The sequence below is a fragment of the Cupriavidus nantongensis genome (genome assembly GCF_001598055.1).
GTDB classification, from domain to species: domain Bacteria; phylum Pseudomonadota; class Gammaproteobacteria; order Burkholderiales; family Burkholderiaceae; genus Cupriavidus; species Cupriavidus nantongensis.
Map to the genome: position 1 here is coordinate 1062935 of NZ_CP014845.1, position 14791 is coordinate 1077725.

General features: G+C 68.7%; 13 protein-coding genes. 5 read left to right on the forward strand and 8 right to left on the reverse strand.

All coding sequences use genetic code 11. The annotated features are described in order from the left end of the window. Nucleotides 1-33 precede the first annotated feature (33 nt). Nucleotides 34-846, forward strand: a complete 813-nt coding sequence (locus A2G96_RS25990; protein ID WP_062803069.1) for a helix-turn-helix domain-containing protein — start codon at nucleotides 34-36, stop codon at nucleotides 844-846. Between the two features lie 77 nt (nucleotides 847-923). After that, a complete protein-coding gene (locus A2G96_RS25995) occupies nucleotides 924-1673 on the forward strand; it encodes a dienelactone hydrolase family protein (protein ID WP_062803070.1) in 750 nt (249 codons plus the stop codon). Nucleotides 1674-1695: 22 nt separating this feature from the next. Here A2G96_RS25995 and A2G96_RS26000 read toward each other — a convergent pair whose 3' ends face one another. Further along, on the reverse strand, nucleotides 1696-2247 hold the full coding sequence (locus A2G96_RS26000) for an RNA polymerase factor sigma-70 (protein WP_062803071.1): 552 nt from the start codon (nucleotides 2245-2247) through the stop codon (nucleotides 1696-1698). Nucleotides 2248-2495: 248 nt separating this feature from the next. Between A2G96_RS26000 and A2G96_RS26005 the strand changes: the two genes are divergently transcribed. Beyond that, on the forward strand, nucleotides 2496-3254 hold the full coding sequence (locus tag A2G96_RS26005; protein ID WP_062803072.1) for a 4'-phosphopantetheinyl transferase family protein: 759 nt from the start codon (nucleotides 2496-2498) through the stop codon (nucleotides 3252-3254). On the opposite strand, the gene A2G96_RS26010 is transcribed toward A2G96_RS26005, so the two are convergent. From A2G96_RS26010 to A2G96_RS26025, 4 genes are read right to left on the reverse strand one after another with little or no spacing between them, the layout of a single operon-like run. Continuing rightward, nucleotides 3218-4573 carry a lysine N(6)-hydroxylase/L-ornithine N(5)-oxygenase family protein gene (locus tag A2G96_RS26010; RefSeq protein ID WP_062803073.1) on the reverse strand — a complete coding sequence of 452 codons (1356 nt, stop codon included), beginning with the start codon at nucleotides 4571-4573 and terminating at the stop codon, nucleotides 3218-3220. The genes A2G96_RS26005 and A2G96_RS26010 overlap by 37 nt on opposite strands. Then, nucleotides 4570-5640 (reverse strand): GNAT family N-acetyltransferase, encoded by a 1071-nt coding sequence (locus A2G96_RS26015; protein WP_062803074.1) that lies wholly within the window; start codon nucleotides 5638-5640, stop codon nucleotides 4570-4572. Before A2G96_RS26015 ends, A2G96_RS26010 begins: the two co-directional genes overlap by 4 nt. Nucleotides 5641-5699: 59 nt before the next feature. Then, entirely contained in the window at nucleotides 5700-6725 is a 1026-nt protein-coding gene (locus tag A2G96_RS26020; protein ID WP_062803075.1) for an alpha/beta hydrolase, read from the reverse strand. A 26-nt stretch (nucleotides 6726-6751) separates the two neighbouring features. Beyond that, nucleotides 6752-8392, reverse strand: a complete 1641-nt coding sequence (locus tag A2G96_RS26025) for a cyclic peptide export ABC transporter (protein WP_062803076.1) — start codon at nucleotides 8390-8392, stop codon at nucleotides 6752-6754. Between the two features lie 237 nt (nucleotides 8393-8629). Here A2G96_RS26025 and A2G96_RS26030 point away from each other — a divergent pair, with 237 nt between their 5' ends. Together A2G96_RS26030 and fhuF are read left to right on the forward strand one after the other, a co-directional pair. Further along, nucleotides 8630-9742, forward strand: a complete 1113-nt coding sequence (locus A2G96_RS26030) for an IS481 family transposase (protein WP_062798133.1) — start codon at nucleotides 8630-8632, stop codon at nucleotides 9740-9742. A gap of 599 nt (nucleotides 9743-10341) precedes the next feature. Continuing rightward, complete coding sequence (gene fhuF, locus A2G96_RS26035; RefSeq protein WP_062803077.1) at nucleotides 10342-11142, forward strand: siderophore-iron reductase FhuF; 801 nt, start codon at nucleotides 10342-10344, stop codon at nucleotides 11140-11142. Here the strand turns inward: fhuF and A2G96_RS26040 are convergent. From A2G96_RS26040 to A2G96_RS26050, 3 genes are all read right to left on the reverse strand, one after another. Then, complete coding sequence (locus A2G96_RS26040; RefSeq protein ID WP_062803078.1) at nucleotides 11075-11278, reverse strand: hypothetical protein; 204 nt, start codon at nucleotides 11276-11278, stop codon at nucleotides 11075-11077. The two genes, fhuF and A2G96_RS26040, sit on opposite strands and share 68 nt — an antisense overlap. Then, a complete protein-coding gene (locus A2G96_RS26045) occupies nucleotides 11275-12435 on the reverse strand; it encodes a PepSY-associated TM helix domain-containing protein (RefSeq protein WP_062803079.1) in 1161 nt (386 codons plus the stop codon). Before A2G96_RS26045 ends, A2G96_RS26040 begins: the two co-directional genes overlap by 4 nt. A gap of 96 nt (nucleotides 12436-12531) precedes the next feature. Beyond that, a complete protein-coding gene (locus A2G96_RS26050; RefSeq protein ID WP_231909749.1) occupies nucleotides 12532-14661 on the reverse strand; it encodes a TonB-dependent siderophore receptor in 2130 nt (709 codons plus the stop codon). Between the last annotated feature and the right edge of the window lie 130 nt (nucleotides 14662-14791).

Sequence of the window (14791 nt, forward strand, 5' to 3'; positions counted from 1 at the left end):
AACCCCAGCAACCCCAGCATCCCCATCCCCGTCATGTTCCACGTCCTCCCCCCATGCCCATCGCTGACACCCTATGTCGACGGCTACTGGTTCGTGCAGGACCTGGAGGGCGCCTACGCCGGCAGTGATATCACCACCTGCCCGTACCCGGGCGCGGTGCTGTCGGTCAACTTCGGCCGTCCGAACGCGATGGTGGGCGGCCCCACCGTGCCGACGGTATCGCTGCTGGGCTTCCAGTCGGGCAGCCGGCGCTGGCAGTCGTGGTCCGATACGTATTTCGTCATGGTCATGCTGAGCGGTGCCGGGCTGGCGCGGCTGTTTCCGGGCATCGGCCCAGACTGCAGGGACCGGCTGTTGGATCTCGCGGGTTACCTGGGAGACCGGGACAGCCACGCGCTCAGCGCCGACCTGAGCGCCGCCTGGATGCCCGCGCGCATCGTTGCCCGGCTCGATGCCTGGCTGCTGCGGCGGCTGGCGACGCTGCGGGAGCCGGCGGCGCTGCCGTCGATGCGCGCAGCGCACGCGCTGTTGCGCGAGGGGAGGCAGGTGCAGGAAGTCGCCAGCCTGATGTCGGTCAGCCGGCGCCAGCTGAACCGCTGGTTCGCGCAGCAGCTGGGGATGGGACCAAAGCAGTTGATGGAGCTGGAGCGCCTGCAGCACAGCATCCAGGCAGTACAGCGCGGCGTGGGCGATGCGCTGGACGGCTACAGCGACCAGGCCCACCAGATCCGCGCATGGCGCCGCCGCGTGGCGCAGACACCGGGCGCGTATGCGCGCAGTGGGCAGTCGCCGTTGGCGGCATCCTTCGGGCAGCGCCCGGCCGGCGCGCCGGCGTTCTACCTGTGAGTGGGCCAGCCACGTCCCAAACGTTCAAGACAACGTTCCCGCGCGGCCGCATGCTGGCGGCCTGAACGGAGGGAACCATGAACGCTGCAGACCTGCCGCCGGAGCGCGGCTTTATCACCTATACGGATGGCACCACGGTCTTCGAGGGCTACCTCGCCAGGCCGGCCGCGATGGCCGCGTCACGCACGCCGTGCGTGGTGCTGGCCCATGAGTGGAGCGGCCTGAACGCGGCGATGCGCCGCTGCGCCGATCGCTTCGCGGCACTGGGCTATCCCTGCTTTGCCGTCGACGTGTACGGCAAGGGCGTGCGCGGCGACGAGCAGGGCGACAACGCGCACCTGATGGACCCGCTGCTGGCCGACCGCCGCCTGCTGCGGCAGCGGCTGCTGGCGGGGTTTGCCGCGGCCACGCGCTTGCCGGGCGTGGACCCGCGGCGGATGGCCGCGGTGGGCTACTGCTTTGGCGGCCTGTGTGCGCTGGACCTGGCGCGCGCCGCCGCGCCCGGCCTGGTGGCCGCGGTCAGCTTCCATGGCGTGCTGCAGCCGCCGCGCATCGGCGCGCAGGGCCCCATCGACGCCAGCGTGCTGCTGCTGCACGGCTGGGAAGATCCCGTGGCGCCGCCCGCGGACGTGCTCGCCATCGCCACGGAGCTGACGCAGGCCGGCGCCGACTGGCAGCTGCACGCCTATGGCCATGCGCGGCATGCGTTTACGTTCGAGGGCGCCAACTTCCCGGAGCGCGGCATCGTCTATGATGCCGCGGCCGACCGGCGTTCGTGGGCGGCATGCGCGGCGTTCCTGGCGGAGCGGTTCGCGGCAGCGGCGTAGCGCCACGACCGGCTCGGCGCGTTCAGATCGCCTGTTGCCGTGTCAGCCTGGCGCGGCAATGGATGCAGGCGTCGCGCACCATGAAATTCACGAGCGTCGGCGAGACCCCCAGCTCCGACGCGATCTCCTTCTGCGTCATGCCCTGCAGCCGGCACATCTCGAACGCGCGCTGGGTGCGCTCGGGCAGTTCCGCCAGCGCGCCGGCCAGCGCGCACAGCGCCTGGCGATCCATGGCGATGATGTCGGGCGTGGTGGTCGGCGACGGCGCGTTGATGCCTTCGTCTTCGGGCGCCATCCATTTCTGCTCGAGCGTCTGGCGGCGGTAGGTGTCGATGGCGAGGTTGCGCACCACCTGGAACAGGTAGCTGAGCCGGCAGCGGATCGACGGCTCGTCGGCCATGCCGCGCAGGCGCAGGAACGCGTCTTGGACCACATCTTCGGCCTGGTCGCGGGTGCCCACGATGCGCGCCGCGGCACCGACCAGCGCGCGCCGGTTGGCTACGAATAGTCCGAGCAGGGAATCGCCTGCCAGGCGGGGAGCGGCACGTAGGCCTGGTTCGGTCAGCGAAAGCATGGGGGCGGCTCCTGGGATTGCTGCAGTGCGGAGTCGTACGTTAATACGAATGCGAATGATTCGCAATAAAGTAAAAGGTAACGCTGATGTTACGGAATTGAAATTTATGGTGCCGTTTCGGCATATGGGAGAAATTAAAATTTCCCAGCGGGTGCTTCGTCTAGGGACGGGCGCGGTTGGCGCTAGGCCGTTTCCTGGTTCTTCGAAGCGCCCCTAAGTTTCTGTCGCTGCCCTTCGTCAGGATTCGGATGGACCGTCGAAACCCTCCCCATGCCGCCTTTCCGCTCCGTCTCGCGTCGCCGCTGCCGCAGTTGTCGCTGTGGCAGGTGGACCTGAACGACCCTGCGCATGCGGCGGCGATTGCAGCGGCCCGCTGCCTGTGCGACAGCGAGCAGGCGCATTGCGCCACGCTGCGCCAGCCAGCGGATCGCCGGCGCTTCACCGGCGCGCGCGTGGCCTTGCGTACCGTGCTGGCGCAGCGGCTGGAGTGCGCGCCGTCCACGCTGCGTTTCCGCACCGGCAGCCATGGCAAGCCTTATGTCGAAGGCACGCTGGCACCGGCGTTCAACGTCGCGCATGCGGGAGACTACGCGTGGATCGCGCTGGCGGAAGCCGGCGGGGATGTCGGCGTCGATATCGAGCGGATCGACCCGGCGCTGGGTGCGCCGGCGCTGCGCGAGCTGGCCGCGCATTGCCTGACGCCGCGCGAGCGCGCCTGGCTGGCGCTGGTGCCGGCCGACGCCTGGCCGCGCGCGTTCTTCCTGCGATGGACGGCCAAGGAAGCGCTGCTGAAGGCGCTGGGCCTGGGGATTGCCGACCACCTGCAGCATGTGTCGGTGGTGGCGGACGGGCGGGGCGGCATGGGCCGCCTCGCCGTGGTGCCTGAATCGGGCCAACTCGCCGGCCAACTCGCCGCGCATGCCGCGGCGCTGGCACGGATGCGGTTGTACCGGCTTGCCGCGCCGGACGGTTACGCGGCGGCGATCGCCTGGGTGCCGCCGGCCTGAGCCGGCTGCGCCATCCAGCGCTCGCCGGCGAGCGCGTCGTGGATGTCGCTGGCGATTTCCTCGGCGCGCGCGGGCAGCACCGACAGCAGCGTGTCGCTGAGGCCGTGGCTGCTCTGGCAGAAGCCCTGCAGATAGACCGGCACCGCCAGCTCCGGCGCGGCCTGCACGCGATAGTTGCGGTCCACGCTGAAGTCGCCCAGGTAGCGCGCCAGCGGCGCCAGCAGCCGGCGATGGCTTTCGCGCTCGTAGCCGGTGGCCAGCACCACCGCATCGTAGCGGCGCGTGTCGGTATCGGCCGGCGCTCCCGGCGCGGTGGCGGCGATGGCCAGCTCGATGCCGCCGGCGCTGCCTTGCGCGACCTGCACCGCCTTGCAGGTCAGCAGGTTGACGCGGAACTGCCCGCTCACCTTCTGCCGGTACAGCATGGCGTAGATCTGGTCGATCAGGTTGGCGTCGATGACCGAGTAGTTGGTGTTCAGGTATTCGTCGATCAGCCGGTCGCGGCCTGCCTGCGCCTGCTCGAACACCACATCGGTATAGGCCGGCGCGAAGATCTCGTTGACGAAGGGGCTGTCGTCGGCCGGCTTCAGCGCCGCGCCGCGAATGATCCAGTCCACCTTCACCGAGGGATAGTTGTCGTGCAGGTCGATAAAGGCCTCGGCGGCACTCTGGCCGGCGCCGATCACGGCGATGCGCATGGGTTTGCCGCTGGCGCAGGGCTGCGTGCCGATCCAGCTGAGGTAGCCGCTGTGGTGGGTCAGGCGCGGATCGCCGCGCAGGCCGGCAAACGCTTCCGGAATGCGCGGCGTGCCGCCGGTCGACAGCACGATGGCGCGCGCCAGCCGCGTGCGCTCGCGGCCCTGCGCATCGACCGACACCACCCGCACGCGCCCGATGCGCCCGCCCTGGGCTTCCGGCTCGATCCGTGCCACTTCCTCGCCGTGGCTGCATTGCGCGGCAAAGTGGCTGGCGGCCCAGCGCAGGTAGTCGTTGTACTCCATGCGGCTGGGGTAGAACGTGCGCAGGTTGATGAAATCGACCAGGCGCCCGTGGCGGTGCAGGTAGTTGATAAAGCTGTACGGACTGGTCGGGTTGCGCATCGACACCAGGTCCTTCAGGAACGAGATCTGCATCTCGCTCTGCGCCACCAGGGTATTGCCGTGCCACTGGTAGTCCTGTTGCTTCTCGATGAAGTGGGCGTCGAGCGGGCGGCCGGCCGTGGCCTGCTCCTGCAGCGCGATCGCCAGGGCCAGGTTGGACGGCCCGAAGCCGATGCCGACCAGGTCGTGGGCAGCCGGGGAAATCTCGCGTAGCGTCATGGGTTCGGTCCTTGCTGAGCAGTCGAAGGGGTAGCCAGAGAGGGGAACAGCAGGTGTTCGCCAAAGAAGCGCTCGCGCAGCAGCATCACCAGCATGGCGCGCTTGTGCGGGAAGTCGAACTCCTTGACCTTGGAAAAACCAGCCTTGTCGAGGTTGGCGATCTGGCGCACATGGTCGGCGCGCGGCTCGCCCACGATGCGCTGGGTGCGCGGGTCGTCGAGGAACTGGTAGTGCTGGATCGCGGGGAACCAGGCGGTCAGGAAAGCCTTGCCGCGGAACGCCGGATCGCCGATCAGCACATGCCAGCCACGGTCGTGGTCGTGCGCGTCGTAGAACGGCGCGATGCGGTTCTCCTTGGCCCAATAGACCTCGAAGTAGCCGAACGGCACGTCGTCGAAGGCGGCGATCAGCGGCAGCATGTGCGGGTCGTCGAGCAGCCCCTGCAGGTAGGCGCGGTGTTTCGCCTCGTCGCCTTCCTCGTTCCAGAAATACGCCACGTCGGGGTCGTTCATCCAGCGGTGCAGCAGGGGCAGGTCGCGCTCGAGCGCGGCGGCGCGCAGCGTCAGGGTCCGGTCCAGCCACGGAATATGGCGCGCGTAGACCACGCCGTGCGGCTTGGGCGCGCGCTGCGGATGGCGCTTGCCGTCGGTCAGCGCATAGCGCAGCGGATACGGTCCGGCCGAAGGTGCAAGGTAAAGCTCGGGGCGTTGCCACAGCAGTTCGGCATGGGCCACGCTGCCGCGCGCGCCGGACGCATCGCGCACCAGCACGCCGAGCGCATGCAGCCGTTGTTCGGCGTCGCGCGACTCGAGCTGCACGCGCAGCGTGCGCGGCGCGCCGTGCGCGAACGCGGCGTCCAGCGCCGCCATCGCGGCATGCGCCAGCGCGGCGGCATCGGCCTCGGTATCGAGCAGCCGCAGCCCGTCGCCGTCGAGCGCAAAGCGCACCGGCGCGGCGGCGGCTTGCGTGACGGTAAGCGTCGCGCCGTCGAAGCGGCTTTCGCAGCGCAGCGCGGGATGGGCGGCGAAGGAAAGGTGGCGAGGGAAGGATGAGAGCGTGGTCGGCATCGAAGTCCTGTGCAGGCGAGGCGATGGTTGCGGACACGCGCCAGGCGCTGCCCGTCTTGCTATCGAGACGAGGCAGCGGCCGTCGTATTTAGGTTCGCCGCGAGCGGCTGCACGCGGCCCGGCACGCAGGCAAACGCCTGCGCCAGCGCCTCGGCGATGTCCTGATGCGCCTGACCGGCATCGGCAACGATATTGCCCATGCGCAGGAACTCGTGGACCATGCCCGCATACTCGCGCACCGTCACCGGCACCCCGGCATCGGCCAGCTTGCTCGCATAGGCATGGCCCTCGTCGCGCAGCGGATCGCACTCGGCCAGCACCAGCAGCGCCGGCGCCACGCCGCGATGATGGGGCGCCAGCAGCGGCGCGAAGCGCCAGTCGCCACGGTCGCCGGCGTCGCGCAGGTACTGGCGGTAGAACCACTCGATGGTCTCCGTATCCAGCAGGTAGCCCTGGCCGTAGCGCCGGTGCGACTCGGTGTCGGTGCGCCCGCCCAGTCCCGCGTAGCACAGCACCTGCAGGCAGGGCTGCGGCAGCGCGGGGTCGTCGCGCGCGGCCAGCGCCAGCACCGCGCCGAGCGTGCCGCCGGCGCTGTCGCCACCCACGGCAATGCGCTGCGGGTCCAGCCCCAGCGTGGCGGCGTGCGCGCCCAGCCACGCCAGCGCGTCGATGGCATCGTGGACCGCGGTCGGGAAGCGGTGTTCCGGTGCGAGCCGGTACGCCACCGACAGCACCGCGCACGGCGTGCGCGACGCCAGCGCGCTGCACAGCGCGGCATGCGAATCCAGGCTGCCCACGGTAAAGCCGCCGCTGTGGAAATGCAGCAGCACCGGCAGCGCCGGCCCGTCGCCGTGTGCGCGCGGCGCATAGAGGCGGGCATCCAGTTGCTGGCCATCGCGGGTCGGGACCAGCAACGCCTCGACCCGCGCCAGCGGCTCGGGCTCCAGGTCCAGCGCGGTCGAGGCCGCGTCGAATTCGCGCCGCGCCTGCGCCGGCGTGAGCTGGTGGATGACCGGGCGCTTGCCGGTCGCGGTGGCGATTGCCACCATGTCGAGCAGCGCTTCGAGATCGGGATGCAGTGCCATGATCGATGCGGATGGGGAAGAAGGGGTCAGGCGGCGGAGGCTTCCGGCACCCGCGTGGCGGCGGGCGGCGCGGCGTCGCCGGCAATCTGCCCGTTCTCGATCCGGACCACGCGGTCGGCCAGGCCGAAGTAGCGGTCGTCGTGCGAGATCACCAGCACCGCCTTGCCCTGCGCGCGCAGTTCCGGCAGCACCTCGCGATAGAAGATGTCCTTGAACAGCGGGTCCTGGTCGGCGGCCCATTCGTCGAGGATCAGCACCGGCCGGCGCTCCAGGCAGGCGACGATCAGCGCCAGCCGCTTGCGCTGGCCCTGCGACAGCGCCTGCGTGGTGAAGCGGCCCGCGCGCACGCCGACCTTGTGGCCGAGCTGGAAGCGCTCGATCAGCCGATTGGCCAGCGCTTCGTCCTGCGGGTCGTGCGCCAGCAGCGTGTCGAACAGGTGGAAGTCCGAGAACACCGCCGAGAACAGCGCCCGGTAGTCGGCCAGGCGCGCCGGGTCCGCGGCCTTGCCGTTATGGAGCAGGCGGCCCGACAGCGGCGGGTACAGCCCCGCGACCAGCTTGGCCAGCGTGGTCTTGCCGCTGCCGTTGCCGCCCACCAGGAACACGATCTCGCCGGCACGCAGCACCAGGTCGACCGGCCCGAGCGCGAAGAAACTGTTCTCGCCCTCGTGGAAATAGCGGTGGCTGGCGCCGTCGAGCGCAACCGACGAGAACGGCGCGGCAGGCGCCGCGCCCGGCGGGGCCTCGGGATCGGCATCGGCGCCGAGCGCGTCGATGCGCGCGTAGGCGACGCGGCCCATGCTCAGCGCCGGCAGCGCGTTCAGCAGCGATTCCAGCGGCGACATGATGTACAGGAACATGATGGTGAAGCCCGTCATCACCGCCGGATCGAGCGGCGTCGCGCGCGGCGCGAACAGCACGCCGCCGATGACCGCGAAGAACAGGAAGCTGCCGAACCCCAGCGCCACAAAGAAGATCGACAGGCCGCGCGTGCGCGCGGCGCGCACCGCTTCGAGCGTGGTGCCGAGGCTGTCGCGCAGGAAGCTGCGCTGCTTGTCATGGTTGAGCTTGAGCTCGCGCGCGCCGGCCACCAGCGCCTTGAACTGGCCGTGCAGCGCGTCCTGGGCGACGCCCGCCTGCTTCAGGTGCACCAGCGCGCGGCGGTGGTTCAGGTGATAGATCCACGAACCCACGCCCAGGATCGCGCAAGCGATGGCAAAGGTCGGCAACGACAGCCATGCCAGGTAGCCCAGGCACCCCAACACCACCATGGCGTTGGTCAGCACCACGGGAATCACCGACAGGCCGTTGGCGAAATGGGTGCTGTCGTCCGCCAGCGCGGCCTGCACGCGCGCATTGCCGGTCTGCTCGATATGCGGATAGGGCGCGCCGATAAAGCGCTCGCAGATCTGCGCGCGGATGCGCGCCAGCGCGCTCTGGCTAACGCGCACGAACAGCGTAGACGCCAGCGTGCGGCACGCCAGCACCGCAATCGCCAGCGCCGCGAACGGCAGCGCCAACTGCGGCGCTTCGGCGCCCTGCGTGGCCAGCACGCGGTTGATCAGCGCCACCATGCCGACCGCGCACAGGCCCGCGGCCAGGCTGGCCGCGGCGGCCAGGACGATGGTAAGGCGCAGCGTGCGCGGCAGGGAGGCGAATAGCGTCATGCGGGCTCAGAGGCGGAGGGTCGTTACTGAGCGGATGACGGGTGGCGGCGAGGGAAAATTAGGTTCGTCGCCGAATTCCGGGGGACGAGTGCGCGCGGATTGAGGTGTTTGACTTCGTTGAGGCGCCGGCCCTCACCCCCGCCCCTCTCCCGCGCGCTGTATAGACCGGGGACATAGGTAACAGGTGTGCCAGGACATGGGTAACACTTTTCCCGCTTAGTCAGCGGGAGGATAACGTTGCCCTGGAGCCAAACCACCGTGAAGCAGCAAAGAGAAGAGTTCGTCCGCCTGGCACGCCAGGCGGACGCCAACATTGCGGAGCTTTGCCGCCGCTTCTGCATCAGTCGCAAGACCGGTTACAAGTGGTTGAATCGAGAGGATCTGGACGACCGAACTCGGCGTCCACATAGCTCTCCCGGTCGAACTCCAGCTGCCGTCGAAGAGCGCGTGCTAGCGATTCGAGCCGAACATTCGGCCTGGGGCGCCCGCAAGATCGCACACGTGCTGGAGCGCGACCACCGCCTCCAGATCGCCCCGAGTACAGTCAATTGGGTGCTGCGCCGCCATGGCTTGATCGATCCGGCCGCCAGCGCGGCCGCGACAGCATGGCAGCGCTTCGAGCACGACCGGCCCAATGCACTATGGCAAATTGACTTCAAAGGTCACTTCGCGACCGACACGCAGAGGTGCCACCCGCTCACGGTCTTGGACGATCACTCCCGGTTCAATGTGCTGCTCAGGGCCTTGGGCAACGAACAGTTTGAATCCGTACAAGAAGCGTTAGCGAAGGCTTTTGCGCGCTATGGGCTGCCCGAGCGGATCAATGCAGACAACGGCCCGCCCTGGGGTTCTCCAGTGCCTCGTGCGTTAACCACGCTGGGCGCCTGGCTGATTCGCCTGGGCGTGCGGCTCAGTCATAGCCGACCTGGCCATCCTCAGACCAACGGCAAGGACGAGCGCTTCCATCGAACCATGCAGGCAGAGCTGCTGGCCAACCAGCGCTTCCGGGATCTGGATGATGCGCAGCATCACTTCAGCCATTGGCGCCACGTGTACAACTTCAAGCGCCCACACCACGCGCTGGATATGGAGACACCCGCAAGCCGCTATGCGCCTAGTCCACGGGCGATGCCGCGCGAACTCCCGCCTATCGAGTACGACAGCGATGACATCGTGCGAAAGGTAGGCGACGGTGGGCGCATCTGCTTCCGGGGAAAGACGTTCCGGGTCGGACGAGCCTTGATCGGAACGCCCGTAGCATTGCGCCCTCGCGTGGACCTGGACGGCACCTTTGACGTCTACTTCTGCCATCAAAAGGTGGCCACAATAGACCTACAGCAGGTCTATTAAACTGGAGACTGGACTGTTACCCATGTCCCGGCACATGTGTTACCCATGTCCCCGGTCCATACAGCGCGCGGGAGAGGGGAGCAAACAAGCGGAAGGGAAAAGTCCTTTGGGCTCTCCAGCGACAACGCGTGCGAGCGCAGCGACGCACTCCGTGCCCGAGCAATAGACCTGAGATAGGGAGCGCGCGCAGCGCAGCCGAAGGCGTCCTACCGATAGCGCCAGCAGCAGGCTGCCTACACCCTGTTGGGATCGTTCAAAAGTGGGTGATCGAAGGCACCGCCCCTGACTCACATAGCGTTAGCAGGTTCGAACGGGCACCCACGCCAAACGGAAATCACCACCGCCCGAACCACCCACGCCGCGGAATTGATTGCCAGCCGCACAGGCGACGCGTTTCTTGCCTACTTCTTGGGGCTCGGCCAAGAAGTAGGTCGCCGGCTACGCCGGCGAAACAGCCACGCCCGCCAAGCACGACAACCAAACAAAACCGACCGCAATAACCCCAAGCCGCACCGGCGCCAGTAATTTCCCTGCCGCCGCATTCGTCATCCGTAAGGCACCCCCGCATATGGCGCGGGGCCGCGCGCACCAGAACCCCGATGATCCCCTTGCTTGCGCCATTCTTCACCGGCCCGCTGCGCCCGTTCGGCGAGCGCCTGGCCATTGCCGCACAGTCAGCCCAACACCCGCTCGGCACCGCGGCGCTGGACCGCAGCTGGGCGGATGCGTGCCTCGTCAAGCTGGCGCAGGCGCTGAACTGCGACGACCGCCGCGCGCTGGCGGCGGCATGGTTCCGTGACTACACGCTGGCGGTGCTGCCGGGTGCGCTGGTGGCGGCGACGCTGCATCGGCGCAGCCTGCCGTTCGATGATCCGGCGCTCGAATGGGAAGGCGCGCCGGATGGCCGTCTCGCGCGGCTAGGGCTAGCCGACGACGGGACGCCGGCCACAGCGACGCTGCCGCGCTTGCTGTCGCCGCTGCTCGCGCGACACTTGCCGCAGGTGGTGGCGGCATTCGCATCTGCCGCGCGCGTATCACCGCGGCTGCTCTGGTGCACCGGTGGCGTCGCTGCCGCCGGCGTCGCGCGGCAACTGGCCGCACATCCCACGCTTGCCGCGGCACAGCGCGCGGAAGTGCTGGCCTGGAGCAGCAATGCCGCATCCGCCGACGGCTTCGGCAACCCCTTCCACGGCGCCTTCCGTCCAGGCGCGGAGCCCGGGCTGCCCGGCGTGGCGGCGGTCCGCCGCATCTGCTGCCTGAACCACCGCCTGCCTGGCGAAGGGTATTGCGGCACATGCCCGCTGATGGCGGATGCGCGGGCACGCGCGCGTCTCAGCGGCGCGCAGACTGCTCCCGCGCGCGCCGCTGCCGCCACTGCCCCCACAGCCAGCCAGCCGTAACCGCCACCGGCACGCCCAGCCCGACCCAGCACAGCGCATCCCACGCGCCGTCGCCGAAAATGCCGGCCGCCAGGCCGCCCAGCGACAGCGCGCCCAGCAGCACCGGCATCGGCCAGGTAGCGTCGATCAGCTTCATGCCTGGTCTCCCGACAGTTGCGGCGGCAGCGGTGCGCGCGCGTCCTCGCGGCTGCGGCGCGGCCGCTTGAGCCAGAAGATCAGTCCGGTCACGGTGGCTCCCGCCGTGATCACGGTCAGCAGCGCCCACAGGATCTGCAGCGGCCTGCCGGCGTAGTCGCCAAAGTGGAAGGGGGCGGAGAGCAGCAGCACCTGCAGGTACCACGGCATGCCGCGCACCGCGGCCACGCTGCCGTCGCCGGCATCGACCAGCACGATCGCATAGACGCGCTTCTGCAGCTCGGTATGGCCGCGCAGCACCACGCCGTAGTGGCGGCCGGTGGAGAACTCGGTGCCGGGGTAGAACACGAAGGCCGGATCCTTGCCCGGCACGGCCTGGTGGGCCGCTTCCAGCGCGCGGTCGACCGGCACCAGTTGCGGCGGCGTGGGGCCGGGCAGGGTGGCGATCAGGTGCTGCAGCTCGGTCTTCTGCCACAGCCCGATGATCAGCGGCGAAAACGACAGGAAGGTGCCGGTCAGCCCCACCACCAGCGCCCACACCATCACCACGATGCCGAACAGGTTGTGCAGGTCCGCCTGCACCACGCGCACCGGCTTGCCGAAACGCACCAGCCCGAAAGCCAGCTTGCGCATGAAGGGACCGTAGAGCACCAGGCCGCTGATCAGGCTGAGTGCGAACAGTACGCCGATAAAGCCGATGAAGAACTGCCCGGGCAGTCCCAGGAACAGGTTCAGGTGCAGCTTGAGGATAAAGCCGCTGACGGTCTCGCCGACCGGGCCGGGCTTGCGCGGCGCGCCGGTGGCGGCATCGAACTGCATCGTGGTGCCGTGGCGCAGCTTGGGCTCGCCGGGCGGGCCGACGCGCACGCCGACGGCATCGGCGTCATCCTCGGCAAAGGCAATCGACTTGGGCGCCTGGCCCGCATGGGCGGCGCGCGCCGCGTCGACCATGCCCTGCAGCGGCGGGCGCTGCGCCGGCACGGGCAGGGTGCGTTCGGCCGACACCAGGCCGTGGTGTTCCTGGCCGGCGAGCGCGTCGATGTCTTCGTGGAAGATCAGCAGCAGGCCGGTGAGGCACAGCACCAGCAGGTTCAGGGTGCAAAGCAGGCTGGTCCAGCGGTGGATCGCGTACCAGAAGCGTAGCGTGGGGGCTTTCATGTGATGAGACTCCTGCAAGGCCGCGGCCCCGCACCCGGGTTGCGGGTGCGGGGCCGTGCCTGGCGCCAGGTATTGGCGTGCCAGGCCATGCCTGGCTTACCAGCGGTACGTTACCGTGCCGATGATGGTGCGGCGGCGCCCGTAGTAGCAGTTGGTGGCGCTGTCACACGCGGCGACGTAGGTCTTGTCGAACAGGTTGTTGACGTTCAGCCGCAGCGTGTAGTGGCGGGCAAACGAATAGCTCGCGGCCAGGTCGACCAGCGTGAAGCCCGGCACCTCGGTCACGTTGGTCTGGTCGTAGGTCTTGCTGACGTAGCGCACGCCGCCGCCCAGCCAGACCCCGGCGAGGAAGCCGCTGGACAGTCGATAGTCTGCCCACAGCGAGGCCATGTGGCGCGGCACATATTGCGGCGTTTTGCCGGCGTTGGGCGCGTTCGGGCCCGCCTTCGTGACCTCGGCGTCGGTGTACGTGTACGACGCCAGGATGTTGAAGTTCGGCGTGACCGACCACGTGCCTTCCAGCTCCACGCCGCGCGAGCGCACTTCACCCAGCTGCGACGCGAAGCCGTTGACCGGCGACGTGGTCAGCACGTTGGCCTGGGTCAGGTCGAACAGCGCCAGCTGCGCAAAGCTGCGGCTGCCCTTGGGCTGCCACTTCAGGCCAGCCTCGTACTGCTTGCCGGTGGTGGGCTGCGGCGTGCCGCCGCCGAACAACGCCACCGCCGTGGCCGGCTCGAACGAGGTCGAATAGCTGACGTAGGGCGACAGGCCGTACGGACCTTCCCACAGCAGGCCGGCGCGGCCGGTGAACTTGCCGTCGTCGCTGCCGGTGCGGGTGACCGCGTTGGTCGCCAGGGCGCGCGTATCGGTGCTGACCTTGGCCTTGTCATAGCGACCGGCCAGCTGCAGCATGAAGCGGTCGGAGATCCGCACCATGTCCTGCAGGTAGAAGCCGATCTGGCTGCGCGTGGTGTCTTCGTCGGTCTGGTAGTTCGGCGCGACAAAATTGCCGTAGACCGGGTTGAAGATATTCAGCGGCGGCTGCGCGGCCGGCGTGTTGCCGGTCAGGCCGCGCAGGCGGTTGAAGGTCGAGCGCGAGTAGTCGATGCCGGTCAGGATGGTATGGTCGAAGATGCCATGCTTCACCTTGATCTGCGCCTGGTTGTCGACCGTGAACAGGTCGAACGACTCGTTCGAGCGCAAGCCGATGCGCCGCAGCAGGTAGGGGCCGTTGGGCGGATTCGCCACCAGCCCGCCGTTGCCGCCGATGTTCTCGTAGCTGACGTACATGTGGCCGTAGCGCAGGTTCTGGCGCAGCGTCACGGTATCGTTCAGGCGGTGCGAGAACTCGTAGCCGGCCAGGTACTGCTCGCGCTTGAAGCGGTCGAAGCCGGGCTCGCCGGTGAACAGGTCGGTCGGGATCTTCGAGCCGTTGGCCAGCGGCGTGACCGTGCCCAGCGCCGGCAAGAAGTTGGCGCTGTTGCCGGCGTTGTCGTGGTAGATCTGCGCGTAGGCCGTGAAGCTGGTGGCATCGGTGGGCCGCCACGTGATCTGCGGCGAGATGAACAAGCGGTCGTCGCCGGCCATGTCGGTCTGCGTGCCGCTGTCGCGCGCCAGCGCGGTCAGGCGGTACAGCACCTTGCCGTCCTTGTCGAGCGCGCCGGTGAAGTCGCCCGAGACCTCCTTGCGATCATAGTTGCCGAAGCTGAGGTTGATCTCGTTGGCGGTTTCCGCCTGCGGCCGCTTGCTGATCTGGTTGATCAGGCCGCCGGGCGAGGTCTGCCCGTACAGCACCGACGACGGACCGCGCACCACGTCGACGCGTTCGAGGCTGTACGGATCGAGTTCCCAGCCGCCGTAGCCGCCGGAGGCCGGCAGCTTCAGGCCGTCCCAATACTGGCTGTTCTGCGACACGGTGAAGCCGCGGATCATGTAGAAGCTGCGCCGGGTATCGACGATGGGCTCGGTGCGCACGCCGGCGCTGTAGCGCAGCGCCTCCTCGACCCGCTGCGCGCCCTGGGCGCGCATCTGGTCGGCGGTGATGACGCTGATCGACTGGGGCGTGTCCGCGATCGGCACATCGGACTTGGTCGCGGACACCGACTTCTTGTTCGCCGGCCCGTAGTTCTCCACGCTGTCGGCGCGCACGCTCACGGTCGGCAGCTGTACTTCCGCCGCCGTGCCCGGCTGCGCCGTGCCGCTGTCCTGCGCGTGCGCACACTGCATGGCAACCGCCAGCGCCAGCGCGGTCAGCGCAAAGGGTTGATGGCTTGGCCGACCCTGGCTCGGACGACCCGTTCTACCGCTGTGCATATTCCTCCTGGATTTCGGCATTCTCGATTTCGGCCGTATTGTA